Source organism: Pseudomonas gingeri (assembly GCF_013385635.1).
GTDB classification, from domain to species: Bacteria; Pseudomonadota; Gammaproteobacteria; order Pseudomonadales; family Pseudomonadaceae; genus Aquipseudomonas; species Aquipseudomonas gingeri_A.
The window spans coordinates 278,911-305,296 of sequence record NZ_JACAPR010000008.1; the positions used below are offsets into that span (position 1 = coordinate 278,911).

Genomic DNA, 26,386 nt, shown 5'->3' on the forward strand with positions numbered 1-26,386 from the left:
ACCGACCTGTAGGAGCCGGCTTGCCGGCGATAGCGCCCGGACAGGCACCGCATGGCTCAAGGGCCTCATCGCTGGCAAGCCAGCGCCTACACGGATCGTGGCGGCCACGAGACTTCGCGGTGAGACACCGACCTGTAGGAGCCGGCTTGCCGGCGATAGCGCCCGGACAGGCACCGCAAGGCTCAAGGGCCTCATCGCTGGCAAGCCAGCTCCTACACGGATTGTGGCGGCCACAAGACTTCGCGGTGAGACACCGACCTGTAGGAGCCGGCTTGCCGGCGATAGCGATACCAGTATCACCGCCGCACCTCTTTGTAATCGACATCCTCCAGCCACGCAGCATCCCATAATGGATAATCCCGTATCCGCGTCACCAAACCAGCACGTAGCGGATTGGCTATGATGTAACGGGCAACTGCCAGCAAACTCTCTTCGCGGCGAATGGCACGATCATGAAAGCCTTTTTGCCAAAGCCTTCCCGAGCGCCCCAAACGGGCGTTGATCTTGCGTGCGCTCCTCGACTTGGTCGCGAGCATCAACTCCGGCAAGGTGCTGTTCTTCAGCTCGATCAACCAGTGGAAGTGATCCGGCATAACCACCCAGGTCAGAGAGTCAGCCAAGCCTTCAACTTGTGCCTGGCGAAATTGCTGCACCAACAGCCTCCCCGTCTGCCAGTCGGCAAAAATCGGTTTGCGGTCCTCAATGACCGCGGTCAGAAGATAGATTTGCCCGGACTGTGAATAGCGCCCAGCGCGCAGCCGGTTGGAGTGAGGTAGTGTGAGCAATCCGTTGCCCTCCTGTAATGGTCAGAGACAATAGGAAAGCTAGTACGCGACCAGTACACATGGAAAACGACTCTGGTTCTGAATATGTCTGTACCTATAGGAGCCGGCTTGCCGGCGATAGCGCCCGGACAAGCACCGCAAGGCTCAAGGACCTCATTGCTGGCAAGCCAGCGCCTACACGGATTGTGGCGGCCACAAGACTTCGCGGTGAGACACCGACCTGTGGGAGCCGGCTTGCCGGCGATAGCGCCCGGACAAGCACCGCAAGGCTCAAGGACCTCATCGCTGGCAAGCCAGCGCCTACACGGATCGTGGCGGCCACGAGACTTTGCGGTGATGCACAAACCTGTAGGAGCCGGCTTGCCGGCGATAGCGCCCGGACAGGCACCGCAAGGCTCAAGGGCCTCATCGCTGGCAAGCCAGCTCCTACACGGATCGTGGCTGCCACGGGACTTTGCGGTGATGCACAAACCTGTAGGAGCCGGCTTGCCGGCGATGGCGCCCGGACAGGCACCGCAAGGCTCAAGGACCTATTCACTGGCAAGAGTTTTCGACCACCGCCTGCATGCTCTCGCGCAACCAACCCAACGCCTGATCGCCATCACGGCGCTGGTGCCAGACAAAAATGAAATCGAACGACGGAATCTCGAAAGGTGGCGGCAGCACCACCAATCGTTCCTGATCGATATGGCGCAAGTTGCGCGAGGCCACGGTCAGGATCAGGTCCGTGCCCGCGATCAGCTGTGGTGCCACACTCCAATGCGGCAAGCTGAGCGCCACGCGCCGACGCTGGTGAATCGCACTCAGCGCCCGCTCGATTTCCGCCGTGCCGCTACCGCGCATTTCCAGCAGCACATGGGGTCGCGCCAGATAGCCCAGCAGGTCCAGCCCCCCCTCAGCCGACAGTGTGTCCCGGTCCACCAGGCAGGCATAGTCCTCACTGAACAGATGAACACTGCGCAATGCCGGCGAAAAGTCCGGGAACACCCCGGTAGCCGCATCGATATCGCCATTGAGCAGCAGCTCCAGCATCCCTTCTCGACTGGCCTGGGTGATCTGCAGGTCAATACCCGGCGCATCCCGCCGCAGCACCCGCACCAGCCCCGGCAACAACATCGCCGCGCCATAGTCGGACATCGCCAGCCGGAACGTACGCCTGGCCGACGCCGGATCAAAACCCTGCGGGGCCAGCAGGTCCTGCACCCGTCCCAGGGCATCACGCAGCGGCAACGCCAGCTCCAGCGCCCGGGCGGTCGGCACCAGGCCGCCGCCGACACGCACCAGCAACGGATCACCGAGCAAATCGCGCAAACGTGCCAAGGCATGACTGACCGCCGGCTGGCTCAGGTGCAGGCGCTCGGCGGCACGGGTCACGTGTTGTTCGGCGAGCAAGGCGTCGAGGATCACCAGCAGGTTGAGATCGATACGACGAAGATCATTCATCCCGTGCATGCTCTTGATATTTTCTTCGAATTTAAATTTGCCCGGCGAATACCTTAGAGTCCAGCAAAACCTGTTGGAGAGTGATCATGAGTACTTTGAATTGGCTCGGCCTGCTGGCCCTGGCCGCGATAGCCGGCGCGGTGGTGCCGTTCCAGAGCGCGGTCAACGCGAACCTCGGACGTGGCCTCGGTCATCCGTTATGGGCAACGCTGGTGTCACTGCTGGTGAGCATGACCGTGTTGCTGCCGACGATGCTCGCCTTGCGCCTGCCCTTCCCGGACCTGGAGTTTGCCGCCAAGGCGCCCGCCTGGGTCTGGCTCGGCGGCCTGTTCGGTGTGTGTTTCGTCGCCTTGGCGGTGCTGCTGGTGCCCCGGCTGGGCGCGGGCGGCTTTATCGCCCTGGCCCTGGCCGGACAGGTGTCGGCCTCGCTGCTGCTGGACCACTTCGGCCTGTTCGGCCTGCACGCGCGCCCGCTCGATACGCCACGGCTGATCGGTGCCGCCCTGCTGATCGCCGGGGTGGTGACGATCCAGTTCAGCAACGCTCCCGGCCAGCCCGTCGCCAGCCCGCAACCGTCAGCGACGAACGGCGTTCATTCGGCCTGATGCTTGTCGAGGCTGCGCAGTTTCTGCGGTAATCCCCACAACAGCAACGCGGCGGCAATCAGGCTGGTCACCCCGATCACATACAGCGCGGGTGTCGTGCTGCCGCTGAGGTCCTTGATCCGTCCGACCATGACCGGACTGATGATGCCACCGAACTGCCCCAGGGTATTGATCACCGCGATACCGCCCGCCGCACCGGCACCCGCGCCGGCCAGCAGTTTCGGCGGCAAGGTCCAGAAGGTCGGGATCGACGCGATGATCCCGGCCCCCAGCAAACTCAGGGCAACGATCAGGAACACCGTGTGATCGGCAAAGATTCCCGCGCAGAAAAAGCCGATCGCCCCCAACACCACCAATCCGCAGACAAACTTGCGCCGCTCGCCACTGGCATCGGACAGGCGTCCGACCACCACCATGCTGATGGCGCCACAGATATAGGGAATGGCCGTCAGCAAGCCGATCATCACCGGGCTCTGGGTGCCCGCACTGCGAATCAGCTGCGGCGCCCAGAAATTCAAGCCGTAGGAAGCGACCTGGATCAGGAAGTAGATCAGCCCCAGGGTCAGGAACCCGGGAATGCGCAGCGCCGCCAGCAACGAACTGCCGCCCTGGTGCGGCTCATGCTGGGCGATGCGACTCGACAGCAAGGTTTTCTCCGCCGGCGTCAACCAGTGGGCATCGTCGATACGGTCCTTGAGCAGGGTCAGCACCAGCAAGCCGAGGCCGATACAGGGCAGGCCACCGAGCAGGAACAACCAGTGCCAGCCGCGCATCTGCAACACCCCGTCGAGGTGCTCCAGCACCAGCCCGGAGAACGGCGCGCCCACCAGGCCGGCAAATGCCGAGGCGAGAAACAGCATTGAGGTGATACGCCCGCGATAATGCTGGGGAAACCACAAGGTCAGGTAATACAGCACACCCGGGGCGAAACCGGCCTCCATCGCACCAATGACAAAGCGCAGCGCATAGAACTGCCACTCGCTGTTGACGAAGACCATCGCTGCCGTCGCCAGGCCCCAGGACATCATGATCCGGGCGATCCAGCGGCGGGCGCCGACCTTGTAGAGCATCATGTTGCTGGGCACTTCGAACAGTACATAGCCGACCACGAACAGCCCCGCGCCCAACCCGTAGGCGGTATCGCTGAGGCTCAGGTCAGCCTGCAACTGGAACTTGGCGAAGCTGATATTGATCCGGTCGAAGAAGGCGAACAGGTAACAGACCATGATCAGCGGCATCAGTCGCCAGGCGACCTTGCTGACCAGGGCTTTTTCGGCATTGTGCATAACGGCGGGGCTCGCGCCCGCCTCCAGGACATTAAGGCTCATGGTGTTTCTCCAGGCGGACTGCCCGTGGGTGTCCGATTGTTTTTGTTGTCTGGGAATAGCAGTCTGAAGCGGGTGTTGTTATGACCCGGCGCTGAAGTCCGGCAGCGGATGCAGATCGCAATTGCGCCCGGCCTTGGCCACCTGGCCGGGCAGTTCGTGTCCGAGCAAGGCCGGCAGGCGGCGGGAGATCGCCAGCAGTGCCGGCAGGTCGATACCGGTGTCGATACCCATCTCGTCGCACAGGTTGACCAGGTCCTCGGTGCAGATATTGCCCGAAGCTCCAGGGGCGAAAGGACAGCCGCCGAGCCCGCCGACCGCCGCGTCGAAACGCCGGGCACCGGCTTCATAGGCGGCCAGCACGTTGCACAGGCCCAGGCCACGGGTGTTGTGGAAATGCAAGGTCAACGCCGCGGCCGGCAGGCGGTCGAGCACACGCTTGACCAGCCGCTCGACCTGACGTGGATTGGCCATGCCGGTGGTGTCGGCCAGGGTGATGCCCTGCATGCCCATTTCCAGGTAGGTATCGACGATCTGCAGCACGCGATCTTCGTCGATGGTCCCCTCGAACGGGCAACCGAAGGTGGTGGCGATACTCGCGTTCAGCAGTACCGACTCGCCGCGAACCCGCTCGATGACCGTAGCGAAGGCCGTCAGCGAGGCCTCGCAGCTCATGCGCATATTGGCCCGGTTGTGGCTCTGGCTGGCGGACATCACCAGGTTCAGCTCATCGGCGCCGGCCGCCAGGGCGCGCTCGGCGCCTTTCAGGTTCGGTATCAGCGCCACGTAGATCACACCCGCCTGGCGGCGAATGCCACGGAAGACCTCTTCGCCGTCACGCAGCGCCGGAATCGCCTTGGGCGAGACAAAGGAGCCGCCTTCGATCCGCGAGAAACCGACCAGCGAGAGCTCGTCGATCAAGGCGATCTTGTCGACGGTTTCGACCCAGCTCGGTTCGATCTGCAAACCGTCGCGGGGCGAGACTTCCTGGACCACCAGGCGTTCGGAAAAATCGCGGATCATTGCACCACCCCTTCGGCTTTCAGGCGTTCGATATCGGCCCCGCTCAACCCCAGGCCCTCGAGAATGTCATGGGTATGCTGGCCAAGGCCCGGCCCCTGCCAGTTGACCCCGCCCGGAGTCTCGGAGAGTTTCGGCACGATGCCCGGCATCTTCACCCGGGTTCCGCCGGGCAATTGGGCGTCGAGCAACATGTCCCGCGCCTGGTAATGGGGATCGGCGACGATATCGGCGACGGAATAGATCCGCCCGGCCGGCACCTCGGCGTCCTGCAAGGCCAGCAGCACCTCGTCGATCGGCAGGCTGCTGGTCCAGTGGGTGATCGCCGCATCCAGCAATCCGCTTTGTGCTGCCCGACCATCGTTGTGGGCGAACTGCGGCGCCTCGCCCAGGTCGGGACGGCCGATCACATTCATCAGGCGCTTGTAGATCGGATCGCTGTTGCCGGCGATCACCACATAGGCGCCGTCGGCGGTCAGGTAGGTGTTGGACGGTGCGATGCCTGGCAAGGCACCGCCCGTGCGCTCACGGACATGGCCGAGCAGATCGTATTCCGGCACCAGGCTTTCCATCACATTGAACACGCTTTCGGCCAGGGAGACATCGACCACCTGCCCTTCGCCCTGGCCGGTCTTGACCCGCAACAGCGACATCAGCGCGCCGATGACGCCGTGCAACGAGGCCAGGGAGTCACCGAGGCTGACCCCGACCCGCGCCGGCGGCGATCCGGGCGTGCCGGTGGTGTAGCGAATCCCGCCCATGGCTTCGCCGATGGCGCCGAATCCGGGACGGTCGCGATAGGGACCGGTCTGGCCGTAGCCGGAAATGCGTACCAGGGTCAGCTTGGGATTGAGCGCGTGCAGCACGTCCCAACCGAGGCCGAGTTTTTCCAGGGCGCCGGGGCGCAGGTTTTCGATCAGCACATCGGCGTCGGTCGCCAGTTGCTTGACCAGTTCAATGCCTTGCGCCGACTTGAGGTTCAGCGCCAGGGATTTCTTGTTCCGCGATTGCAGGTACCACCAGAGCGAGGTGCCTTCATGGAGCTTTCGCCACTTGCGAAGCGGATCGCCCTGGCCGATGGATTCGATCTTGATCACCTCGGCGCCGAACTCGCCGAGCATGCGCGCCGCGAAAGGCGCCGCAATCAGCGTGCCGATCTCGATCACCTTGATTCCGCTCAGGGGAGCAGTCATCACCGGTACCTCACTTTCTTGGAATTTGTAACCAAGGCTAGTGGAGCAGCGGGTGCGGAATCCAACCTTCACTCGGCAAGCTTCGTTCGCGAAACGCGAAAGCTCAGCATTACGAAAGCCCGTAACAGGAAAGCTCAGACCGGCGCTTTCAGGTGTTCGAACAGCAGGCGGCTCACCGGCGACAATACCGCCTCGTCGCGGGCGACCAGGATCAGGCTGCGCGCGGACCATTCGTCATTGAGCGGCACGGCGTGCAAACCCAGGGCGCGGCCGAACAGCTCATAGGCTTTCAGCGGCAGGATGCCGATGCCCATGTTCGCCTGGACCATCCGGCACATGGCATCGAAGCCCGGCACATGGATCCGCAGGCGCAGCACCTTGCCTGCCGCACGGGCCGCCGCATGGGTACGCATATTGATCGAACTGGCCGAATGCAGGCCGACATGATCGCTGTCCAGGGTATCGGCGAACGCCAGCTCCCGCCGCTGCGCCAGCGGATGATCGGGCAGCATCAGCACCACCAGCCGGTCGTGCCGGTAGAGCACACTGGGCAGACCCCGTACATCGGTGTCGCAGGAACAGACACCGAGATCGGCCACGCCATCCAGCACGCCCTGTACCACGCCGTTGCTGGGGCGCTCCTCGAGGTCGACCTTCACTTGCGGATGGCGTTCGGAGAAGTCCCGCAGGTCTTCCGGCAGGAACTGGATGATCGCCGAGAGATTGGCCAGCATACGCACATAACCGCGCACGCCCTGGGTGTGTTCACCCAGCTCCAGGCCCATTTTCTCGACGTTGAACAACATCTGCCGGGCGTGGTGCAGCAGGGTTTCCCCCGCTGGCGTCAGCGCCATGCCCTTGGCCTGGCGCACGAACAGACCGATACCCAGCGCCTCTTCCAGCTCCATCAGGCGCTTGCTTGCCGCCGACACGGCGATGGCCTCGCGGGCCGCCGCGCGGGTCAGGGTGCCTTCTTCGTGCACGGCGACAAACAATTGCAGAGTGATCAGGTCCAGGCGACGGATCAGGCTTTTTTGCAGCATGGCGAACTCGGCGGCAGCTCAATCGAAGTACCGAGGATATCGCCCTTTCAGCCCCGTGCTGAGAGTTGATTGATCGCCCGCGGATCGAGGATCGCTTGCGGTGCGCCATGGCGGGCCACCGCCAGCATCGCCCGGCCCACGGTTTCGGTGGTCTGGATGGTGTCCGGCCACAACCGCCGCAGCAGGCTGATCAGCGGTCCGGCAAGGCTGTAGACCGTCTGGTACAACGGGGTCTTGGAGCGCACGCCGTGCAACGGCTGGATCGCTCCGGGGCGCATCAGGTACACCGCTTTGAACGGCAGCCGTTGCAAGGCGTTCTCGGTGCGGCCCTTGACCCGGGCCCACATGCTGCGGCCCTTTTCACTGCTGTCGGTGCCCGCGCCGGTGACATAGACAAACGTCATCTGCGGGTTGAGCCGCGACAAAGTCGCGGCAGCCTCCATCGTCAGGTCGTAGGTCACCCGGGTGTACTGCGCCTCGTCCAGGCCCAGCGCCGAAACACCGAGGCAGAAGAAGCAGGCATCGAACCCCTGTAACTCGGCCTCGATGCCGTGGTAGTCGAACAGGTCGGCATGCACCACCTGGCTGAGTTTGCCATCGACCTGGCTCACCGGCGTACGACCGATGACCCGGACCTGCCGTACATCATCGGCCAGCAGGCATTCACGCAAGACACCCTGACCGACCATGCCGGTCGCACCGAACAACAGAATCTTCATGGATGACCTCTCAGTGGGTGGGAAACGCTGGCAGCTCTGCCGGTGCACTGTAGTCGGCGGCACGGCTGACCTCCAGCCAGCGCTCGCCGGCCTCGGCACGCGCGGTCTCGGCCTGCGTGCAGTACTGCAGCGCGTCGACGCCGATCAACAGGTGCAGCGGCAGTTGTTCGTGATAGGCCAGTTTGAGCAGTATCTGTGCGATACGATCGGGATCGCTCGGCTCGTTGCCGGCATAGGCGCCGAGTAACTCCTTGATCGCGCCGACGCTCGGTGCGTAATCGTCGATGATCGACGGAGTGCCCTGCCCGGCGCGCACCGCCCAGTTGGTACGCATGCCGCCCGGTTCGATGGCACAGACCTTGATCCCCAGCGGCGCCACTTCCTGCGCCACCACCTCGGTGAAACCGCCCACCGCCCACTTCGCCGCCTGATAGGCGCTGAGCCCTGCCATGCCCAGGCGTCCGCCCACGGAGGAAATCTGCAGGATGTGCCCGCTGCGTTGCGCGCGCATCACCGGCAAGGCCGCCCGGGTCACGTTGACCACACCGAAGAAATTGGTCTCGACCTCGGCACGAAAGGCCTCGGCGTCGGTCTGCTCGAAAGGTGCGAGATGCCCGTAGCCGGCATTGTTGACCAGCACATCGAGACGCCCGAACGTATCGACCGCGACCTGCACCGCCGCTTGCGCCGCCGCCGCGTCGGTGACATCCAAGGCCACCAGCCGCACCTGGTCGCCATACCGCGCCACCAGGTCGTCCAGGCGCTGCGGATCGCGCGCCGTCGCCACCAGGCGCTCCCCTGCCGCCAGCACCGCCTCGGCGATATTGCGGCCCAGGCCGCTGGCACTTCCGGTAATCAACCAGACTTTGGACATTATCGTACTCCTGCTCTACGTTGGGATTGATTATGAGTGAGCACTCACTCATTAATTATACAAAGAAAAGCCTGCGCCTACTCCTTGGCGGTGGCACTCCAGAACGCCTGGAAACCGGTCTCGGCATAACGTTCGGCCTGATCGGGTTCGCGGCGGATGAAATCGATGGTGGTATCGGCCAGGGCGCCCATGATCGCCGCGACAAAGGCCGCCGGCTGATCGCGGAACAGACCGCTGGCAATACTCTCCTGCATCATCGCGTTGACCTCGCCGAAGTCCTGCATGCCCAGCAGCTTGCTCTGCTCGGTGACCTGCGCGGACATCCCGAGCAAGGCCACCACCTTGCGCTTGCGCGGCTCGGCCACGCCCCAGTCGACATAACTCTGCCAGGCATGCCGGGCACGCTTCTTCACCGTTTCCGTGCGCGGGTAGCCGGGCATCATCACGTCGCGCAATTCGGCCTTGAGGTGCAGGTAGAGTTCGTTGAGCAACACGTCCTTGGAACTGAAGTAGTTGAACAGCGTGCCTTCGGCGACACCGGCGAGCCGGGCGATCTTCAGCGTCGGACAACCCAGGCCCTGCTCGGCGAACACCTCGATGGCGGCGCTGAGAATGGCATTGCGTTTGTCGGTGCTTTTCGGACGGGCCATGGATCGGAGAACGCTCGGGCAATAAGTGAGTAATCACTCAATTAAGCCTGTGAAGGTTTTTATTTGCAAGTGCCAAAGAGATGAACGGTGTTTGCGCCCGGCAGTGCGCGCACCCAGTCACTGATGCCGGTGGCTGCTAGGGCCTCTTCGCGGGCAAGCCCGCTCCTACAGTTGATCGCGTGCATCAGAGCGATACGATCCCCTGTGGGAGCGGGCTTGCCCGCGAAAAACCTTGCAGGCTAGAACGCGCTACGGAAGATCTCTTCGATCTGCCGCTGATCCGCCGCCCGCGGGTTGGTCAGGCCACAGGCATCCTTCAGGGCATTGGCCGCCAGCAGCGGAATATCCTGCAACTTGGCCCCCAACTCACGCAGACCGGCGGGGATCTCGACATCCCTGGCCAGGCTGCGGATCGCCACGATAGCCGCCTGGGCGCCCTCTTCCGCGCTCAACCCCGCGACATCCGCCCCCAGCGCCCGCGCCACATCGCCCAGCCGTCGCGGACAAACCGCGGCGTTGAAGATCTGCACATGGGGCAACAGCACCGCATTGCAGACACCGTGGGGCAAGTCATAGAAACCGCCCAACTGGTGCGCCATGGCATGGACGAAACCCAGGGAGGCATTGTTGAACGCCATGCCCGCCAGGAACTGTGCATAGGCCATGTTTTCCCGGGCCTTCAGGTCACTGCCGTCACGCACCGCCAGGCGCAGGTTGGCGCTGATCAACTCGATGGCCTTGATCGCACAGGCATCGGTGATCGGCGTGGCCGCCGTCGAGACATAGGCTTCCACCGCATGGGTCAGGGCATCCATGCCGGTGGCCGCGGTCAACCCCTTGGGCATGGCGACCATCAGTGCCGGATCGTTGACCGACAGCAGCGGCGTGACATTGCGGTCGACGATGGCCATTTTCACGTGTCGCGACTCATCGGTGATGATGCAGAAGCGGGTCATTTCGCTGGCCGTACCGGCGGTGGTGTTGATCGCGATCAGCGGCAGTTGCGGCTTGGCCGACTGGTCGACACCTTCGTAGTCGCGGATATGCCCGCCGTTGGTGGCGCACAGGGCGATGCCCTTGGCACAGTCATGGGGCGAACCGCCGCCCAGGGACACGACGAAATCACACTCACCCGCCTTCAAGGCAGCCAGCCCCTTCTCGACGTTATCGATGCTCGGATTGGGCTTGGCGCCGTCGAAGATCAGCGAATCGATGTCCTGCATCGCCAGCAATTCGGCGATCCGCGTCGCCACGCCCGCCTTCGCCAGCCCGGCATCGGTCACGATCAGCGCCTTGCGAAAACCGTAGTTGCGGATGGCATCCATCGCTTCGTCCAGACAGTCGATGCCCATGATATTCACGGCGGGAATGAAAAATGTGCTGCTCATGACGAGTCCTCTTGGCGTTGACGGAGCCTACCTGCCCCACGAAGCCCAGAGCATCGACCGGTTATCCGTGAGCGTTGTTGATCTGGCTCAACGCCAGCTCGTGATAAAGTCGCCGCCTGTCCACCTTCTGCCTTGAGACGACGAATAGCGATTATGGAATTCCAGGAATTTGACGCCGAACTTGAAGACTGGAACGCCCTGCGCGCCGAGATCCCGTTCAGCGGGTTGCTGATCGGCAACGGCGCGAGCCTGGCGGTATGGCCAAAGTTCTCCTACGACTCGCTGTTCGAGAAAGCCCAGAGCACCCGCAACCGTCCCCTGGGCTTGAGTGAACTCGCGGTGTTCAAGGCCCTGGACACCAGCAACTTCGAACAGGTGCTCAGTGCGCTGAAGAGCACTATCAAGGTCAATGCCGCCCTGACCATCAATTCGTCGTCACCGCGCAATCGCTACTTCGCGATCAAGGAAGCGCTGATTCATGCGGTGCGCTCGGTGCACATCCCGTGGAAATTCGTCGAACCCGGCAGCCTCGCGCGGATCAACGCCGAACTGGGCAACTACCAGACGCTCTACTCCACCAACTACGACCTGCTCAACTACTGGGCGATCATGCAGGCACCGCAACCGTTCAAGGACCTGTTCTGGAACGACGACGCAACCTTCGATCTGGGCAATACCCAAACCCAGGGCACGCGCATCCTTTACCTGCACGGCGGCCTGCACCTGGTGAAGAACCTCGATGGCAGCACGCGCAAGCTGTTGTCTTCGGAAAGCACCCTGCTGGGCAGCTTCGCGATCAACACCCTCGGCGATGTGCCGCTGTTCGTCAGCGAAGGCAGTGCCGAAGACAAGCTCAAGGCGATCCGCAACTCGGACTATCTGGCGTATTGCTACGGGCAACTGAGCGAGCACCAGGGCGCCTTGTGCGTGTTCGGCCACGACCTCGGCGAGCAGGACCGGCACATCGTCCAGGCCCTGCACGACGCCCGCATCAAGACCCTGGCGATCTCGATCCATCCGCGCAGCAAGGCGTTCATCCAGCACCAGAAACGGCGCTTCGCGAAACTGTTCGTCGGCCACGATGTGACCTTGCGTTTCTTCGACGCCAAGAGCCACCCGCTGGGCACCCCGGAATTACTGGTCACCCCCGAAGAATAAGGCACACCACGTCCCTCTGTGGTGAGCGGGCTTGCCCGCGCTGGAGCGCGAAGCGGCCCTGAAACCAGCAACCTCATGGTGTCAGGTGGATTGAGTCGCAGGTTTTACGACTGCTTCGCAGCCGAGCGCGGGCAAGCCCGCTCGCCACAGAGCTCGGGGCGATCACAGGATCACTCCTCGGCGCTGTGCACCACCACCAGCAACTCGGCCTGCTGCTCGCCCACCGAGCGCAGGCGATGGGGTTTCTGCGCGTTGAAGTGCAGCGCATCGCCGCGCTCGAGAATCACCCGTTCGGTCATGAAGTCCACCTCGACGCGGCCTTCATGGACGAACAGGAATTCTTCGCCGAGGTGCTCCTTGAAACGCTTGTCGGTGAACTCCCTGGGCGGATAGATGATGAACGGCAGCAAGGTGCGCTCGCTGACCTGATGGGCCAGCACCGCATAACCCGGCGCCCGCGCATCGGTCCCCAGGGACTGGCGCTGCTCACGGCGCACCAGGCTGTAGCTGTCGAGGCTGACGCTGTCCTCGCTGAACAATTCCTCGACCTTGACGTTCAACGCCTTGGCCAGTTTCAACGCGGCCGCAATCGACGGCGTGTTCAAGCCGCGCTCGACCTTCGACAGGTAACTCTTGGTCATGCCGGATTTCGCGGCCAATGCCTCAAGGGTTACACCAAGTTTTTTTCTCAATAATTTCAAACGGATAGACATGCGCAGCGATTAATCCAGCAGAAAGCCAGCGAATTCGTCTTGCTAATGACACTTTGTGTCATATAGCCTCTTAAGTGTCATCCGCATTCCCACCCACCACCTTGCGAGCAACGGAGGGTTGGCGGATCCGACGTCCCCGACACGACACAGGACCCCGATATGGCCAAGACATTAGCACTGCCCAAGGACCAGTTGGTCAAGCAGGCCCTGACCCAGATGCAGAACACCCTGGCGGATAATACGTGGACTGACCGGCAAAAGCTGGCCCTGACCTGCCGCATCCTCTTCGAGAACGGCCACGACTCGGGCCTGGCCGGGCAGATCACCGCGCGCGGGCCGCAGCCCGGCACCTACTACACCCAGCAACTGGGCCTGGGGTTCGATGAGATCAGTGCCAGCAACCTGCTGCTGGTCAACGAAGACCTGGAAGTCCTCGAAGGCCAGGGCATGCCCAACCCGGCCAACCGTTTCCACAGCTGGGTCTACCGCGCCCGGCCGGATGTGAACTGCATCATCCACACCCATCCGACCCACGTCGCCGCGCTGTCGATGCTTGAAGTACCGCTGGCGGTCTCGCATATGGACCTCTGCCCGCTCTACGAGGACTGTGCGTTTCTCGAAGCCTGGCCCGGCGTACCGGTGGGCAACGAGGAAGGTGAAATCATCAGTGCCGCCCTCGGTGACAAACGGGCAATCCTGCTTTCCCACCATGGACAACTCTCCACCGGCGCGAGCATCGAGGAGGCCTGTGTCATCGCCCAACTGATCGAGCGCGCGGCCAGGTTGCAGTTGCTGGCCATGGCCGCCGGCACGATCAAGCCGATCCTCCCGGAACTGGGTCGCGAAGCCCATGACTGGATCTCCCGGCCCAAGCGCCACGCCACGGCCTTCAACTACTACGTGCGGCAGAACCTGCGTCAGCACGCCGACTGCCTGAACTGATCGTCCCTGCCCGATAACCCGCCCTCAATCCCGGAGCCCCACATGACTACCCCTGCTCTCCACGGCATCATCGGCTACCCCGTCACGCCCTTTACCGCCGATGGCGAACACCTCGATCTCGACGCGCTGGGACGTGGCATCGACCGCCTGATCGAAGGCGGCGTACACGCCATCGCCCCCCTGGGCAGCGCCGGTGAAGGCGCCTACCTCAGCGATACCGAGTGGGACGCCGTGGCCGAATTCAGCCTGGCCCATATCGCCGGGCGCGTCCCCAGCGTGGTCAGCGTGTCCGACCTGACCACCGCCAAGGCCGTGCGCCGCGCCCGTTTCGCCGAGGCCAAGGGGGCCGATGCGGTGATGGTGCTGCCGACGTCCTACTGGAAACTCGGCGAAGGGGAAATCCTCGCCCACTACCAGGCCATCGGTGCCCGCATCGGCGTGCCGATCATGCTCTACAACAACCCGGCCACCAGCGGCACCGATATGTCGGTGGAACTGATCCTGCGGATCGTGCGTACGGTGGAGAACGTGACCATGGTCAAGGAGAGCACCGGCGATATCCAGCGCATGCACAAGCTGCAACTGCTCGGCGAAGGCCAGGTGCCGTTCTACAACGGCTGCAATCCGCTGGCGCTGGAAGCCTTCAGCGCCGGCGCGGTGGGCTGGTGCACGGCCGCGGCGAACCTGATCCCGCGGCTCAACGGCGCGCTGTACCAGGCGGTGCTGGACAACGACCTGCAACAGGCCCGTGCCCTGTTCTACCGACAACTGCCGTTGCTGGAGTTCATCCTCAAGGGCGGCTTGCCGGCCACGGTCAAGGCCGGGCTGCGCCTGACCGGGCTGGAAGCGGGCGAGCCACGCCTGCCGGTGGCACCGTTGAATGACGCCGGCCTGCGGTCGTTGCAAGGGATGCTGGAGACCCTGCGCGCCGCCTGAACGACATCGCCAACCGAGACTCCACGCGCCCCCCCTACCCGGTCGTTCCCACGCTACGCGTGGGGATGCCTCACCGGAGTCTCCGCGTCCGCTTTTGTGACGCCGAGCGTCACGGACTGCATTACCACGCGGAGCGTGGGAACGATCAACTTCGCCCGTTCATCGTGACCGGACCCGCATCTATGTCTGCTGGTCGACGGGTTGTGCCGCTGGTGTACGCAGCAAGCCACTGACCAACGCCCAGCCGGCCAGCACCACCAGGGCGAGGAACAGCATCACCGCGCGGTAACCGTGGATAAAGGCACCTTGCACGTCGTCCAGCGGTTGTCCGGAAAAGCCGTGGTAGATGCCCACGCCGACCGCCAGGCCGAGGCCGCCGCCGACATTGTGCAGGGTCATCAGCGACCCCATCGCCACCGACGATACGCCTTGCGGTACCGAGGAGATGCCCAGCACCGTGGACGGACCGAGGATACTGGCCCAGCCCAGCCCCATGATGACGAAGGCCGCCAGCAGGTAAGGCAGCGAGGTCTGGCGATCGAAGCCGGCCTGCAACAGCGCCGACAACAGGAACAACAGCAGGCCGGACTTGATCAGCAGGGCCGGACCCTTGCGGTCCACCAGCCGCCCCACCAGCGGCGACAGCAGCGCCACGCCGAGGGTGGTCGGCAGCAACAGCAGGCCGCTGGCCTGCACGCTTTCACCACGCACCAGCGCCAGGTACAGCGGCATCACGAAGAACGCCACGCAATAGAACACCGCCAGGGTGAAACTGGCGACCACGCCGGCGACAAAGCGTCGATTGGCGAACAGTTGCAGGTCGATGATCGGTGCCGCGACACGTTGCTCCACCCGGACAAAGGCCGTCAGCGCCAGCACCGCCAGCGCAATCAGGCCCAGGGTCAACGGCGCACTCCAGCCCCAGGCGGCGCCCTGGACAATCACCAGTACCAGGCTCGGCAAGCCGACCAGCAGCAGTGCCGCCCCCAGCCAGTCGAGCCGCGCACCCGCCTCTTCCGAGCGCGACTCCTTGACGCTGAAGCTGCAGATTCCCAGGCTCAGCAGGACAAACGGCACATTGATCAGGAAGATCCATTGCCAGCCGAAGGCACTGGTGATCAGTCCGCCCAGCACCGGCCCCGCCGCCAGCCCGACGCCGTTGACGCCGAACAGCACACCAAAGGCCTTGCCCTGTTCGGCACTGTCGAAGGTATTGGCGACAATAGCCCCCGAGGCGGTGTAGAGCACCGCGCAGGCCAGGCCCTGGGCGATCCGGGCGGCGATCAGGGCATCGATGCCGACCGCCAGCCCGGCGCCGAGGGAGGCCAGCCCGAACACGCTCAGGCCGATAAACAGCACGCGCTTGCGCCCATGCAGATCGGCCAGCCGACCGACCAGCACCATGAAACTCGACAGCGCCAGGATAAAACCGTTGATCACCCATTGCAGGCTGTCGACCGACGCACCGAGGTCGGCCTGCAAGGCCGGCAGCGCGGTGTTGACGATGGTGAAATCGACACAGCCGAGAAAACTGGCAATGCTCACCCCGAGCAATGCCCACCATTTGCGTTGCTGTTGCGCAAAAACGCCCATGGGGAAACTCCTTTTTTCAATTGAATATCACTCGTAAGGATCGTTCCCACGCTCCAGCGTGGGAACGCCTCGCTGGACGCTCCGCGTCCGTTTTTTGTGCCGCGGAGCGTCACGGGCTGCGTGCCCACGCGGAGCGTGGGCACGATCACCCATATCGGGGTGGCCGCACTGACCTCTTCGCGGGCAAGCCCGCTCCCACAAATTGTCGGTCGTGTGTGGGAGCGGGCTTGCCCGCGAAAGCGATGCGACAGGCAGCACAAAACCTCAGATGGCAATCGCCCCACTGGACCAGTTCGGATGCACGATGCCCGGCAAGGTGAACGGAATCGGGATCCCGCGCTTCTTGAACTTGAGCGGCAACCAGCGCACCCGGTCCGGGCTGTGGGGGGTGATCAGCAGGTCGCGACTGGTGGCCATCGCGGCCGTCATCTGCTGCGGGTACAGCACATAGTGATAGCCCTCGTCCGCCCACAACGGCAGGATGATCGGGATCTCTTCGAGGATGTATTCCCGGCACTGGGCCGCGGCCTTCTCGATATCGGCGTGTTCATCGCGCAAGCGCAGGCGGTCGGTAAATACCGCGATGGTTTCCTCGATGGCCAGGCGCAGTTCCTCGCGACTCTGGTACACCTCGTTCAATTGCTGGCGCAGTTCGGCATAACGGTCGCTGGCCAGCTCCTGGTTCCAGCGCGTCACGTGGTACGGCACCCGCAGGCCGTCGAGGATCCCCTGGTTGCGCACCAACCAGGCATCGCCATCGCGGATCGACGCCGACAGCGCCTCTCCCGGTGACTTGCCGTGCTTGTTATGGCGTTGCAGGGTGTCAGCCACCACCACCTTCACGTGGCTGAAACCCGACTGGTTGATCAGGTGGATGGTCGAGCGCAGCTTCTGGTCTTCGTGGTACTCCTGGCCGACGCTGACCGCCAGCACCACGCGCTTGCCGTCGAACTCGTGGTCTTCGCCACCCTTGTTGAAATACGCCTTGAGGTTGATCTCTTGCACAGTGCTCATGGGATTAGCTCCAGTAGGCCAAAGGCTGGTGTTCGCCGTAGTAACCGATAAAGACGCCGAGGGTGACGCGGGTGCTGGTGGCCGAAGGGCGCACCGCATGGATCAGTCGCGGGTTGAGCAGGATCAGGTCGCCGGGTTCGGGCTTGATCACGAAGTCCGGCGGCGGCAACAGGTGGCGCTCGATGCCATAGGCCCGTTCGCCACGCAGGCGCTGGTACTCCTGCTCATCGGGTTCGATGCCCCAGATCTCCAGTTCACCGCCGTCGTCGGGGATCTGCAGGTAGATATTGGTCGAGAGCTGGCTCAGCAACTGCCGGCCATGACCGGACGGGGTGTTGCGCTCCAGGTCGTCGGTGTGGGGCGTGAGGTCGACGCCGCTGCCCTGGAAACGGGCGATCCCGACAAAGCACTTCTGCCCTTGCACCTGCAAGAGATGCGCGCCGCTCGGCCAGACCTCGTCCAGCAGCAGGCGCAGTTCGTCGATGGGCGAGGCCAGCGGGCGGAACAGGTTGCGGATCCTGCGGATATTCGGCAACGCCAGCGCGTGGTACTCGGCGCGGCTCTGTTCATCCTGGATCTCGATGTAGGCCTTGCCGACCCGGACGAACTCGCGCTGCTCGCTGAACGCACTCCTGAGGTCCTCCTGATAAAGCTTGTCGCGGGCCAGTTGCAAGGTGTCCGGCGGGCAGAAGCCCTTGAGCTGGACCCCGTAGGAACGTTTCTCCACGACATCGAGGATATGTCGTGCTTCAAGCTGATCGGCAGTGGTCACGGTAAACATGAAAACTCCTTCAATTCCCTGAAAGTGATGGACTGTGCACAGCAGTGTTGAAGCGTTGATCGAAATGCTCGTCGGCCTTGAATACGGCCTGGATGACGCCCTCTTCCCGATACAGGTCGGCGGTGTGTTGCACGTCGTCGATCACCGCCGGCCCGACATCGATGCGATGGGCCAGGGCGAAGCGGTTGGAACGTTCGTGGATTTCCAGCGGCAGGCCGCTGTAGCCGGCCTGGATCGCGGAAAAGGCTGCTTGGTGGGCGTTGGCCCAGTCGTAGGCCCGGGCCAGGCGCCGCAGGAAGTCGTCGATCTGCGCCGGCTTGTCGCGGATCGCCGTGTCGTTGGCCACCAGCAACATATGCCCGGCGAACAGCCCGGCACCGCTGACCAGCACCCGCGTGCCACCCTCCAGCTGGACCATGCTGGTGTACGGGTCCCAGGTCGACCAGGCATCGGCATCGCCGTTGGCCAGCAGGGTTCGCGACTCGCCCGGGGCGAGGAAGATGAACTGCGCATCGTGCCCGTGCAGCCCCACTGAACGCAGTGCCGCCAGGGCCAGGAAATGACCGATGGAACCGCGGGTGGTGGTGATGCGCCGGCCCTTGAGATCGGCGGCCTGCTTGAGCGGTGAATCGTCCTTGACCACGATGGCCACGGCGGTCGGGGTGACATTGACCTTGATCACCCCGACGGTTTTCAGCGGCGCACCGGCGGCCGCGGCAAACACAAAGGGCGCGTCGCCCAGGCTGCCGATGTCCACCGCGCCGGCCGCGAGGGCTTCGGCGGTGGGCGCGGCGGCGGCGAACGAGGCAAACTCGATCGGGTACGGCAGGTTGTCCAGCTCACCGGCGGCCTGCAGGAGGATCTTCAGCGACTGCTTCTGGCTGGAGACCCGCAACGGCTCGGCGGCCTGGGCACTTATGCACAGCAACAACACCAGAAAAACACCGCACCGCTGTAGGAGCCGGCTTGCCGGCGATGACAACCGTTCAGGCGATGCAGGACTCACCGGCCTCATCGCCGGCAAGCCGGCTCCCACACGGACAGGGGTGACATCGATGTGCAGGTTCATCACTCAAAACGCCAGGCTGATGCGGCTGTAGTAGTACCCGCCACCCAGTCCGTACGGCGAGAACATGCCGTACTCATAGGTGCCGGCCCAGGCCTTGAGGCCGATCTTGTCCGGGTACACGTCGAACAGGTTGTTCGCCCCCACCGCCACCGTCAGGTTCTGGGTGACGTCATAGGCCACATCCAGGTCGGTGATCCACTTGGCACTGTAGGTACGGTCGTCGGCCGGGTTGTTGGCGCCCTCGGTGTATTCGCCGAAACGGGTGAACTGCAGATTGGTGGTCCAGTCGCCGATCTTGTAGTTGCCGGACAGGATCCATTTGTCCTTGGGCGTGGCCTTGGTCAGGTCCAGTTGCTGCTGGCGGTCGAACAGCACGTACTGCGAGCCGAGACTGGCCAGCGCCGCCGGGGTGTCGGCGAGGCTGCGGATGGTGGTCTTGTTGCGGTTGTAGGCCACGCTCCATTTCGCCGAGCCGTATTCGCCGAAGGACTGGCTGTAGTCCGCCACCAGGTCGACGCCCTTGGTCCGGGTGTCGGCGGCATTGGCGTAGTACTGCCCGGCCAGGTTCGGCGACAGGCCGTTGTTGACCAGGATCTGCGACACCGCCGGGCCCTTGAGGATGCCGGTCTGGAGGATCCGCTTGTCGATATCGATCAGGTAGAAATCCGCCGTCAGCCGCAACCGCTCCGCCGGTTCGGCGGTAAAGCCGAGGCTGTAGTTGCGCGAGGTTTCCGGTTCCAGGTCCTTGGCGCCCAGGGCTCGCCCCTCGGGCGAATCCGGACGCATCTGCTTGGTCCGCACGTTGGTGGTCGTGCCGCTGGAAAACTGGGTGACGGTGCTGGTGGTGGAGAACACGCTCTGGGCCAGGGACGGCGCCCGGAAGCCGTTGCTGACCGCTGCCCGCACCGCATAGCCGGGGAGGAACTCATAACGGGTGGTGAGCTTGCCGCTGGCCGTCTCGCCCACGCCCAGGTTGTATTTCTCATAACGCGCCGCCGCGCCCACGTACCACTTGGGCGTGACATTCAGGCCCAGGTCGACATAGGCCGCATCGCTGTGGCGCTGCAATGAATAGGCGTCTTCCGGTGTGGTGCCGTTGACCGAAAACAGCCCCGGGTCCGGCACCTTGCCGGCAAACGGCCCGGTGGTCGGCACATAGCTGCCGAAGTTGTAGGAGTTCGGCTCACCGGCTTCCAGGGCGTACTTCTCCCAGCGGTGCTCGACACCGAACGAGGTTTCCAGCGGGCTGCTCCAACCGATATCCAGGGCCCGGCTGAAATCCAGGTTGGTGGTCCACTGGTCGAAGATCAGGTTGCCCAGGTGGAAGTCATGCTGACCGTAGGGACCGTTGGAAATATTCAGGTTGTTGGCTGTGTCGAGAACCGCGCGGTCCTTGCCATAGGTGCTGCTCAGGTCCCAGTCCCAGTTACCGACCAGGCCCTTGGCACCACCGGCGAACTGGAAGTCCACCTCGTGGATCTCGCGCCGGGCCTGGCCGCCATTGGGGTACGGCGCATCGGGAACGCCCGCCAGGCTGGTGATATCGGTGGGCTTGCGATGGCCCAGGTCCTTGTTGCTGTTGCGGTAGCTGAGGGTGGAAAACGAATACAGCTTGAGGTCGTCCTGCAGCGGCAGTTCCAGGTTGTAGGCCAGGCTGCTGGTGCGGTCGCGGCCCAGGCCGTACTCCCCCCCCCAGCCATGCCGGTTGCTTTCGCGGGGATCGGGCGAGCCGTCCGGTTGGTTGAAATACAACTGGCCGCTGGCCGCGGCCGCCCGTTCGTAAGGCTCCTGGACCTTGCCGTCGAAGGAGAGGTTGAAAAAGCCGCCGCTCTCTCCCAGCTTCGAACCCCAGTTGGCCGCTTCGTGTCCGGTGGTGCCGTCGCCGTCATAGTATTGGCCCAGGCTGGTATCGGAGGTCAGGCCCTCGGCATTGCGCTTGAGGATGATATTGATCACCCCGGCAATCGCGTCCGAGCCGTACTGCGCCGCCGCCCCGTCGCGCAGCACCTCGATACGCTCGATGGAAGCCGTGGGAATCAGGTCAAGGTCCACCGGCACCGAGGCGTTGCCGACCCGCGCGCCGTTGTTGATCAACGCCGAATTGTGGCGGCGCTTGCCGTTGACCAGGATCAGCACCTGATCGCCACCGAGGCCGCGCATGCTCACACCACGGACCAGGAACGCGGTGCCGCCGCCGTTGATGGTCGGTACGTTGAACGACGGCAACAGGCGACCGAGCATTTCCTTCAGGCCGTTCTGGCCAATGGTGCGCAACTGCTCGCTGCTGATCACATCGATCGGGGCCGGGCTGTCGGTGACCGTGCGTTGCTGGCTGCCGCGCACACCGGTGACCACCACGGTACCGAGGGTCTCGTCGGCGGCGAACAGCGCCTGGGACGTGGCGAGGCTGAGCAGGGCGGCACTGAACGGGGCCGCGAGCCGGGTATTGCCAAAAGTAGAAGCCATGACTCGAATATCCTTCCTGTGGACCGGCTCAACGCGCCTTGGCGGCAACGGTTTCGACTTCGATCAGGGCGCCGGGCAACACCAGTCCGGCCACCTGCACCGTGGTGCGGGCCGGCTTCAGCGGTTGCTTTTCCGTGCCGAAGAACTCCCGGAAGGCGGTCTGCAGGCCGTCGAAATCCAGCTTGCCGCCCAGCGCCGGATCGCCCACCAGGTAGATGCGCAACTGCACCACATCGCCCAGGCCGAGCCCCTGGCCGGCGAGGATCGTCTCAACCTTGCGCAGCACCGCCCGGGCCTGGGTCTCGGTGTTGCCGACGGCATGCACCTGGTCCTTGGCGGCCTTGGGGTCGACGGGATCGGGCAGCAACCCGGAGAGGTAGGTGACCTCGGCATTGGCCGGCAGGGTCACCGATTGCAGGATCGGCGAATTGGGATAGGTCGACGGCACTCGCTGGATCGAGGCGGCCTGGGCGCTGCTCGCGGCGAAAAGGATCCCCAACCCCAACAGGGTTTTCTTGAAAAACATACGGACACTCCAAGGTTTTTTTATGCCGGCCTCGGATGTCCGCTACCCGGCAAATCGATGTGGCTGTTTTAGTGAGAGCGCGGCTTTTTCAGGCCGTTTGCTTGATGGGCGAGCGTTGGGCCCGCTCGAAGAGATGGCGGACCACACGCCGTGCCGCGCCGGCGGCGGCTTCCTGCCAGATACCGACCCCGCTGTGGGCCAGGCCGTCGCTGGTCAGGTAGACCCGGCCCTGGGCCTGGTTGAGCAGGCTGTAGTCCGGATCGGCCACTTCATGGTTGATCCACGGGCCGAGGTTGTAGGGAATCTTCGCCCAGGCAATCGCCAGCGGCTTGCGCAGTTCATGGCCGTGGCCGGGGTGCAGCAACTCCACCGCCTGGCGTGACAGGGCAATCTGTTCGTCCAGGCTTTTCTCGCCGAAGCGGCGGGCGGTTTCGCCGTTGTTGTAGGCCGCCACCAACACGCCTTCGGCCTGGTTGAAACCGCCGCTGGGGTACCACAGGCCGGAGGCCTCCTGGTTGATGAAGGACAGTCCGCCGTAGATCTGGTAATCGCTTTCCCAGAAGCGCCGAGACTGCCAGGCGACCTTGTTGGCATAGCCGAACTGCACTGCGGCAATCGCCTGCCGCACCGGCTGGGTGAGGTTGTTCTCGACCTTGGCCAGCAACGGCAGCGGCAAGGCGCTGATCACATAGTCGGCGCGCAACGAGTGGCTGTGGCCGCTGCGCCGGTCGAGGTAACCGACCTCGACAAAATCCGCCTGGTTGTCAATCGAACGCACCTCGACACCCAGGCGCAACTCCGCCTTCAGGTGCCGCTCGAACGCCTTGGGGATCCGGTCCATGCCGCCCACCGGCTGGAACATGGTCGGGGAAAACTCCGGGTATTCGTCGATCATCAGCGCCGTGGTCAACGCCGGGTTGAGCAGGGTCTGCAACGGCAAGGGGTCGCGCTTCTGCGCCAATTGATCGCCCGCTCCCGGCCAGACCTTGTAGCCGGAGCGCGCCGAGCCGAGGTATTCGAGCTTGTCCGAGAGGTCGCCCCAGGTCTTGAGGAAACTCAGCAGGTTGCTGCGGTCCGCCGGGCTGAGTTCCTGATCGAGGGCGTGACGATTGACCGCCTTGGCCAGCAGCTCGGAAAAGTGCCCGCGGCTGTCGTTGACCGCCTGGCGGATCTGAATGGTCGGCGCGTTCAGGTCGGGGCGCACCAGGGCATTGCGGCTGGTATTGACCAGCACTTCCAGCTCGACCCCCAGCTCGCGGCAGTAGCCGAGCATCAGTTGATGGTGGCTGGGCAGGCGGCCGGGGCCGGCATTGAGGTAGAAGCCTTTGTCGAAGTCGGCAACCTGCACGCTGCCATCGGTGTACTCGACACGATCGCCGTGGCGCACGGTCCAGTTGCGTCCGCCGACGCGTTCACGGGCTTCGAGCAGGGTTACCTTGAACCCGGCCTTCTTCAGCTCGAAAGCGCTGACCAGGCCACCGATGCCGGCACCGATCACGATCACGCTGGCGCCCTTGCCGACGGCGGCGGTAGGCAAGGCCGCGTAGTTCTCTTCGCCGGCCGTTGCCTGTTGGTTCACACCGAACAGGCCCATCACCGCCGTTGCTGCCTGCAGGCCGCCCACGGCGGCCACACGGGCAATCAGTTGTCTTCTGGTCAACGGCATGCAAGCGCTCCCTGCCTGTGTGGTGGATAGTTCATTCCGTTATAGCCCGATGAAACATTCAGTTACTTCGGTCTATGGATGCCATCCTAGAGAGCGGAACTTAATAAGAGAAATACATTTTAGGTATATGCAAATATTACTTTGTTTCATATTTTATGACGGTGATATTGCATGAAATGCATAACCTATCGATCACCGCCGGCCTGGGCCCGGCCCAGTACCCGCAACAGATTGCCGCCCCAGATATTCTCCAGGTCCCGTTCGCCATAGCCCGCCGCCAGCAGCCGCGTGGTGATCTTCGGCAACTGCGAGACATCCGCCAGCCCCTCGACCCCGCCGCCGCCGTCCCAATCGGCGCCGATGCCGACATGCTCCGGGCCGACCACCGCGAGGATATGCAACAGGTGCTTCATGTAGTCGTCGAGGGTCGCCCTCGGTTCGGGGAAGCGCGCCTCCACCTCGCGAATCCGCGCCGCCAGGTCCGCCACCTGCGCCGGTGCCATGCTCGCGGCCAGGCGAAACTCCTTGTACAGCGGCCCGAGGGCCTTGCTGCGCTCCGGGTTGGGTCGCTGCTCGATCAGATCGCTGGGGAAGCTGTTCACCTGGATCACCCCGCCCTTGGCCGCCAGCGCCCGCAAGCGGCGATCATCGAGGTTGCGCGGATGCGCGGTGATCGCCCGGCTGCCGGAGTGGGACGCGATGACTGGTGCCGTGGACAAGGCCAGCACCTGATCGAAGACCTGGTCGGAGGCATGGGAAACATCCAGCAGGATACCCAGGCGATTGGCCTCGGCCACCAGTTCCCTGCCCCTGGGACTCAGGCCATGCCATTGCGGCAGCGCGCTGGCCGAGTCGGCGAAGTCGTTGTTCGCCGAATGCACCAGGCCGAGCATGCGCAGGCCGAGACGCCGGTAGGTCAGCAGGCGGCCGGGATCGGCCGCCAACGGCTCGGCGTTCTCCATGCTGATAAACACCACCCGCTGGTGCCGCGCGACGATCTTCGGGACATCCTCGGCGCTCAGGGCCAGGGCGAACTGTCGCGGGTGAGCGGCGATCATGTCGCGAATCCGCGTGATCACCGCCAGGCCATGCTCGCTGGCCAGGGTCCGGCCTTCATCGGTCAGCGGCCCCTGGGGCGTGAATACCGCCCAGAAGCCACCGTCCAGGCCGCCCTCTTTCATGCGCGGCAAGTCGACCTGTGACAGGTCGTCTTCATAACGGTGGCGCTGGGTGATATCCCAGCCCGGGCGGGCCAGTTGCATCGGTGTATCGAGGTGGCTGTCGAGGACGGTGAGACGTTGGTGCAGTGTGTCGGCGGCCTCGGCCGATGAGGCGATCAGCAAGGCCAGCGCGAGGGGTTTCCAAAGCATTGAGTCCTCCCTGGGACTTGATCGTTCCCACGCACAGCAAAGGAATGCTTCTCTAGACGTTCTGCGTCCGCTTTGCAGGTGACGCGGAGCGTCACGGGCTGCATTCCCACGCGGAGCGTGGGAACGATCAGTGGATCGTTGCGGCACCTAGCCCCACCTGAAACTACGGTCCCACAACCCTGTCACATCGAGCTTCTGCGGCAGCACCCCGGCCTCGAAGAACAGGTCGGCGACATCCTGTTGCGAGCGCACCGCCGCATCGTCCACCGGTTGCAGGATGCGTGGCCCGCTCTGGGCCTTGTACTGCGCCAGGAACACCTCGCGCGGCATGCCGAGGATCTGCGCGCTCTTGCTCGCCCACTCCTCGGGGTGTGCGGCGATCCATTGCCATGAGCGGTACTCGCGCAGGATGTAGTCGGTGATCGCCGCATGCTTGAGCGGATCGGCAATGCTGTCCTGGTTGGCTGCGATCACGTAGTTGCCGGACAGGTAGCCCTGCCCTGTCTTCAACACCCGCGCCCCGGCCCGCAGCTGCGCCAGCTGGATGAAGTAACCGAAGCAGACCCAGGCATCCACCGCGCCGTTCTGGAACGCGGCAAAGCCATCCTGGGGCGTCAACGCCATGGGCACGATATCGTTGAAACCCAGCCCCTGTTCCTTTAGGGCCTTGAGCAGGAAATAGTGGGAACTGGTGGAGCGGATATAGGCGATGCGCTTGCCCTTGAGCTCGGCCACCGAGCGTACTGTCGACCCCTTGGGCACGATAAAGGCCTGGTTGTTGACGTCACCGGTCAGTACCGCGATCAGCTTCACCGGTGCATGGTTCTTGATGCCGAAGATCGGCGGAATTTCGCTCATCGGCGAAATATCCAGGGTACCGCTGACCAGTGCCTCGAAACTCAGGTTGCCGCCGCTGAACTCGGCGTACTTGACCTGATAGGGCGCCGGGCCGATACCCGCCTCGGGAAAGAAGGCCGGTGCCGCGCCCTTGTAGGTCGCGACATTCAGGGTCACTCCGCTCAGGTCCTGGGCCGCACTCATGCCCGGCATGGCCATACCGAGCCCAGTCAGGGCGCAGAGTTGCAAAAAACGACGACGGTCCATCGG

General features: G+C 63.8%; 24 protein-coding genes. 4 read left to right on the forward strand and 20 right to left on the reverse strand.

Annotated features, from left to right (window positions below; translation table 11 throughout):
- Positions 1 to 296 precede the first annotated feature (296 nt).
- Both HX851_RS37680 and HX851_RS37685 read right to left on the reverse strand, forming a co-directional pair.
- Positions 297 to 785 (reverse strand): REP-associated tyrosine transposase, encoded by a 489-nt coding sequence (locus HX851_RS37680; protein WP_177057237.1) that lies wholly within the window; start codon positions 783 to 785, stop codon positions 297 to 299.
- 534 nt (positions 786 to 1,319) lie between these two features.
- Positions 1,320 to 2,237, reverse strand: a complete 918-nt coding sequence (locus HX851_RS37685; RefSeq protein WP_177064695.1) for a LysR family transcriptional regulator — start codon at positions 2,235 to 2,237, stop codon at positions 1,320 to 1,322.
- Between the two features lie 77 nt (positions 2,238 to 2,314).
- On the opposite strand from HX851_RS37685, the gene HX851_RS37690 reads away from it, so the two are divergent.
- Positions 2,315 to 2,833: a DMT family transporter gene (locus HX851_RS37690; protein ID WP_177057239.1), complete on the forward strand. Its 519-nt coding sequence runs from the start codon at positions 2,315 to 2,317 to the stop codon at positions 2,831 to 2,833.
- Here HX851_RS37690 and HX851_RS37695 read toward each other — a convergent pair.
- The 8 genes from HX851_RS37695 to yiaY form a co-directional block, all read right to left on the reverse strand.
- Positions 2,821 to 4,161: an MFS transporter gene (locus HX851_RS37695; RefSeq protein WP_177057240.1), complete on the reverse strand. Its 1,341-nt coding sequence runs from the start codon at positions 4,159 to 4,161 to the stop codon at positions 2,821 to 2,823. The two genes, HX851_RS37690 and HX851_RS37695, sit on opposite strands and share 13 nt — an antisense overlap.
- A gap of 78 nt (positions 4,162 to 4,239) precedes the next feature.
- On the reverse strand, positions 4,240 to 5,181 hold the full coding sequence (locus HX851_RS37700; protein WP_177064694.1) for a hydroxymethylglutaryl-CoA lyase: 942 nt from the start codon (positions 5,179 to 5,181) through the stop codon (positions 4,240 to 4,242).
- A complete protein-coding gene (locus HX851_RS37705) occupies positions 5,178 to 6,371 on the reverse strand; it encodes a CaiB/BaiF CoA transferase family protein (RefSeq protein WP_177057242.1) in 1,194 nt (397 codons plus the stop codon). Before HX851_RS37705 ends, HX851_RS37700 begins: the two co-directional genes overlap by 4 nt.
- A 134-nt stretch (positions 6,372 to 6,505) precedes the next feature.
- Positions 6,506 to 7,414: a LysR family transcriptional regulator gene (locus tag HX851_RS37710; RefSeq protein ID WP_177057243.1), complete on the reverse strand. Its 909-nt coding sequence runs from the start codon at positions 7,412 to 7,414 to the stop codon at positions 6,506 to 6,508.
- A 47-nt stretch (positions 7,415 to 7,461) separates the two neighbouring features.
- Entirely contained in the window at positions 7,462 to 8,133 is a 672-nt protein-coding gene (locus tag HX851_RS37715; RefSeq protein WP_177057244.1) for an NAD(P)H-binding protein, read from the reverse strand.
- 10 nt (positions 8,134 to 8,143) lie between these two features.
- Positions 8,144 to 9,007: an oxidoreductase gene (locus HX851_RS37720; RefSeq protein ID WP_177057245.1), complete on the reverse strand. Its 864-nt coding sequence runs from the start codon at positions 9,005 to 9,007 to the stop codon at positions 8,144 to 8,146.
- A gap of 77 nt (positions 9,008 to 9,084) precedes the next feature.
- Positions 9,085 to 9,657, reverse strand: a complete 573-nt coding sequence (locus tag HX851_RS37725) for a TetR/AcrR family transcriptional regulator (protein ID WP_177057246.1) — start codon at positions 9,655 to 9,657, stop codon at positions 9,085 to 9,087.
- 239 nt (positions 9,658 to 9,896) lie between these two features.
- Positions 9,897 to 11,045, reverse strand: a complete 1,149-nt coding sequence (yiaY, locus tag HX851_RS37730; protein ID WP_177064692.1) for an L-threonine dehydrogenase — start codon at positions 11,043 to 11,045, stop codon at positions 9,897 to 9,899.
- A gap of 153 nt (positions 11,046 to 11,198) precedes the next feature.
- Between yiaY and HX851_RS37735 the strand changes: the two genes are divergently transcribed.
- The gene (locus HX851_RS37735) at positions 11,199 to 12,203 is read left to right on the forward strand and encodes a DUF4917 family protein (RefSeq protein WP_177064690.1); all 1,005 of its coding nucleotides are present in this window, start codon (positions 11,199 to 11,201) and stop codon (positions 12,201 to 12,203) included.
- A 170-nt stretch (positions 12,204 to 12,373) separates the two neighbouring features.
- Here the strand turns inward: HX851_RS37735 and HX851_RS37740 are convergent, their stop codons facing one another.
- Positions 12,374 to 12,916, reverse strand: a complete 543-nt coding sequence (locus HX851_RS37740; protein ID WP_177057249.1) for a helix-turn-helix domain-containing protein — start codon at positions 12,914 to 12,916, stop codon at positions 12,374 to 12,376.
- A gap of 159 nt (positions 12,917 to 13,075) precedes the next feature.
- On the opposite strand from HX851_RS37740, the gene HX851_RS37745 reads away from it, so the two are divergent.
- Both HX851_RS37745 and HX851_RS37750 read left to right on the forward strand, forming a co-directional pair.
- Complete coding sequence (locus HX851_RS37745; RefSeq protein ID WP_177057250.1) at positions 13,076 to 13,858, forward strand: aldolase; 783 nt, start codon at positions 13,076 to 13,078, stop codon at positions 13,856 to 13,858.
- A gap of 42 nt (positions 13,859 to 13,900) precedes the next feature.
- On the forward strand, positions 13,901 to 14,794 hold the full coding sequence (locus HX851_RS37750; protein WP_177064688.1) for a dihydrodipicolinate synthase family protein: 894 nt from the start codon (positions 13,901 to 13,903) through the stop codon (positions 14,792 to 14,794).
- A gap of 180 nt (positions 14,795 to 14,974) precedes the next feature.
- On the opposite strand, the gene HX851_RS37755 is transcribed toward HX851_RS37750, so the two are convergent.
- The 9 genes from HX851_RS37755 to HX851_RS37795 all read right to left on the reverse strand — a co-directional run bounded on the left by HX851_RS37755 (position 14,975) and on the right by HX851_RS37795 (position 26,383).
- On the reverse strand, positions 14,975 to 16,387 hold the full coding sequence (locus HX851_RS37755; RefSeq protein ID WP_177064686.1) for an MFS transporter: 1,413 nt from the start codon (positions 16,385 to 16,387) through the stop codon (positions 14,975 to 14,977).
- Positions 16,388 to 16,651: 264 nt separating this feature from the next.
- Positions 16,652 to 17,401 carry a tRNA-dependent cyclodipeptide synthase gene (locus HX851_RS37760; RefSeq protein ID WP_177064684.1) on the reverse strand — a complete coding sequence of 250 codons (750 nt, stop codon included), beginning with the start codon at positions 17,399 to 17,401 and terminating at the stop codon, positions 16,652 to 16,654.
- A gap of 4 nt (positions 17,402 to 17,405) precedes the next feature.
- Positions 17,406 to 18,182, reverse strand: coding sequence for a 2OG-Fe(II)-dependent halogenase WelO5 family protein (locus tag HX851_RS37765; protein ID WP_177057254.1), 777 nt, complete (start codon positions 18,180 to 18,182; stop codon positions 17,406 to 17,408).
- A 10-nt stretch (positions 18,183 to 18,192) separates the two neighbouring features.
- Positions 18,193 to 19,197, reverse strand: coding sequence for an aliphatic sulfonate ABC transporter substrate-binding protein (locus HX851_RS37770; RefSeq protein WP_256262377.1), 1,005 nt, complete (start codon positions 19,195 to 19,197; stop codon positions 18,193 to 18,195).
- Between the two features lie 57 nt (positions 19,198 to 19,254).
- Positions 19,255 to 21,717: a TonB-dependent receptor plug domain-containing protein gene (locus HX851_RS37775; RefSeq protein WP_177057256.1), complete on the reverse strand. Its 2,463-nt coding sequence runs from the start codon at positions 21,715 to 21,717 to the stop codon at positions 19,255 to 19,257.
- A gap of 28 nt (positions 21,718 to 21,745) precedes the next feature.
- Positions 21,746 to 22,243 (reverse strand): RidA family protein, encoded by a 498-nt coding sequence (locus tag HX851_RS37780; protein ID WP_177057257.1) that lies wholly within the window; start codon positions 22,241 to 22,243, stop codon positions 21,746 to 21,748.
- Between the two features lie 88 nt (positions 22,244 to 22,331).
- Positions 22,332 to 23,909 carry a flavin monoamine oxidase family protein gene (locus HX851_RS37785; RefSeq protein WP_177057258.1) on the reverse strand — a complete coding sequence of 526 codons (1,578 nt, stop codon included), beginning with the start codon at positions 23,907 to 23,909 and terminating at the stop codon, positions 22,332 to 22,334.
- A 185-nt stretch (positions 23,910 to 24,094) separates the two neighbouring features.
- The gene (locus HX851_RS37790; RefSeq protein WP_177057259.1) at positions 24,095 to 25,279 is read right to left on the reverse strand and encodes a dipeptidase; all 1,185 of its coding nucleotides are present in this window, start codon (positions 25,277 to 25,279) and stop codon (positions 24,095 to 24,097) included.
- Positions 25,280 to 25,426: 147 nt separating this feature from the next.
- Entirely contained in the window at positions 25,427 to 26,383 is a 957-nt protein-coding gene (locus HX851_RS37795; protein WP_177057260.1) for an ABC transporter substrate-binding protein, read from the reverse strand.
- Positions 26,384 to 26,386: the final 3 nt, after the last annotated feature.

Bases quoted from the DNA above. Each gene is read 5' to 3' on its own strand.
- HX851_RS37750 (WP_177064688.1), top strand. From the start codon at position 13,901: ATGACTACCCCTGCTCTCCACGGCATCATCGGCTACCCCGTCACGCCC.
- yiaY (WP_177064692.1), bottom strand. From the start codon at position 11,045: ATGAGCAGCACATTTTTCATTCCCGCCGTGAATATCATGGGCATCGAC.
- HX851_RS37760 (WP_177064684.1), bottom strand. From the start codon at position 17,401: ATGAGCACTGTGCAAGAGATCAACCTCAAGGCGTATTTCAACAAGGGT.
- HX851_RS37695 (WP_177057240.1), bottom strand. From the start codon at position 4,161: ATGAGCCTTAATGTCCTGGAGGCGGGCGCGAGCCCCGCCGTTATGCAC.
- HX851_RS37795 (WP_177057260.1), bottom strand. From the start codon at position 26,383: ATGGACCGTCGTCGTTTTTTGCAACTCTGCGCCCTGACTGGGCTCGGT.
- HX851_RS37735 (WP_177064690.1), top strand. From the start codon at position 11,199: ATGGAATTCCAGGAATTTGACGCCGAACTTGAAGACTGGAACGCCCTG.
- HX851_RS37690 (WP_177057239.1), top strand. From the start codon at position 2,315: ATGAGTACTTTGAATTGGCTCGGCCTGCTGGCCCTGGCCGCGATAGCC.
- HX851_RS37700 (WP_177064694.1), bottom strand. From the start codon at position 5,181: ATGATCCGCGATTTTTCCGAACGCCTGGTGGTCCAGGAAGTCTCGCCC.
- HX851_RS37745 (WP_177057250.1), top strand. From the start codon at position 13,076: ATGGCCAAGACATTAGCACTGCCCAAGGACCAGTTGGTCAAGCAGGCC.
- HX851_RS37740 (WP_177057249.1), bottom strand. From the start codon at position 12,916: ATGTCTATCCGTTTGAAATTATTGAGAAAAAAACTTGGTGTAACCCTT.
- HX851_RS37775 (WP_177057256.1), bottom strand. From the start codon at position 21,717: ATGGCTTCTACTTTTGGCAATACCCGGCTCGCGGCCCCGTTCAGTGCC.
- HX851_RS37715 (WP_177057244.1), bottom strand. From the start codon at position 8,133: ATGAAGATTCTGTTGTTCGGTGCGACCGGCATGGTCGGTCAGGGTGTC.
- HX851_RS37780 (WP_177057257.1), bottom strand. From the start codon at position 22,243: ATGTTTTTCAAGAAAACCCTGTTGGGGTTGGGGATCCTTTTCGCCGCG.
- HX851_RS37770 (WP_256262377.1), bottom strand. From the start codon at position 19,197: ATGAGGCCGGTGAGTCCTGCATCGCCTGAACGGTTGTCATCGCCGGCA.
- HX851_RS37755 (WP_177064686.1), bottom strand. From the start codon at position 16,387: ATGGGCGTTTTTGCGCAACAGCAACGCAAATGGTGGGCATTGCTCGGG.
- HX851_RS37785 (WP_177057258.1), bottom strand. From the start codon at position 23,909: ATGCCGTTGACCAGAAGACAACTGATTGCCCGTGTGGCCGCCGTGGGC.
- HX851_RS37710 (WP_177057243.1), bottom strand. From the start codon at position 7,414: ATGCTGCAAAAAAGCCTGATCCGTCGCCTGGACCTGATCACTCTGCAA.
- HX851_RS37790 (WP_177057259.1), bottom strand. From the start codon at position 25,279: ATGCTTTGGAAACCCCTCGCGCTGGCCTTGCTGATCGCCTCATCGGCC.
- HX851_RS37720 (WP_177057245.1), bottom strand. From the start codon at position 9,007: ATGTCCAAAGTCTGGTTGATTACCGGAAGTGCCAGCGGCCTGGGCCGC.
- HX851_RS37765 (WP_177057254.1), bottom strand. From the start codon at position 18,182: ATGTTTACCGTGACCACTGCCGATCAGCTTGAAGCACGACATATCCTC.
- HX851_RS37705 (WP_177057242.1), bottom strand. From the start codon at position 6,371: ATGACTGCTCCCCTGAGCGGAATCAAGGTGATCGAGATCGGCACGCTG.
- HX851_RS37685 (WP_177064695.1), bottom strand. From the start codon at position 2,237: ATGCACGGGATGAATGATCTTCGTCGTATCGATCTCAACCTGCTGGTG.
- HX851_RS37725 (WP_177057246.1), bottom strand. From the start codon at position 9,657: ATGGCCCGTCCGAAAAGCACCGACAAACGCAATGCCATTCTCAGCGCC.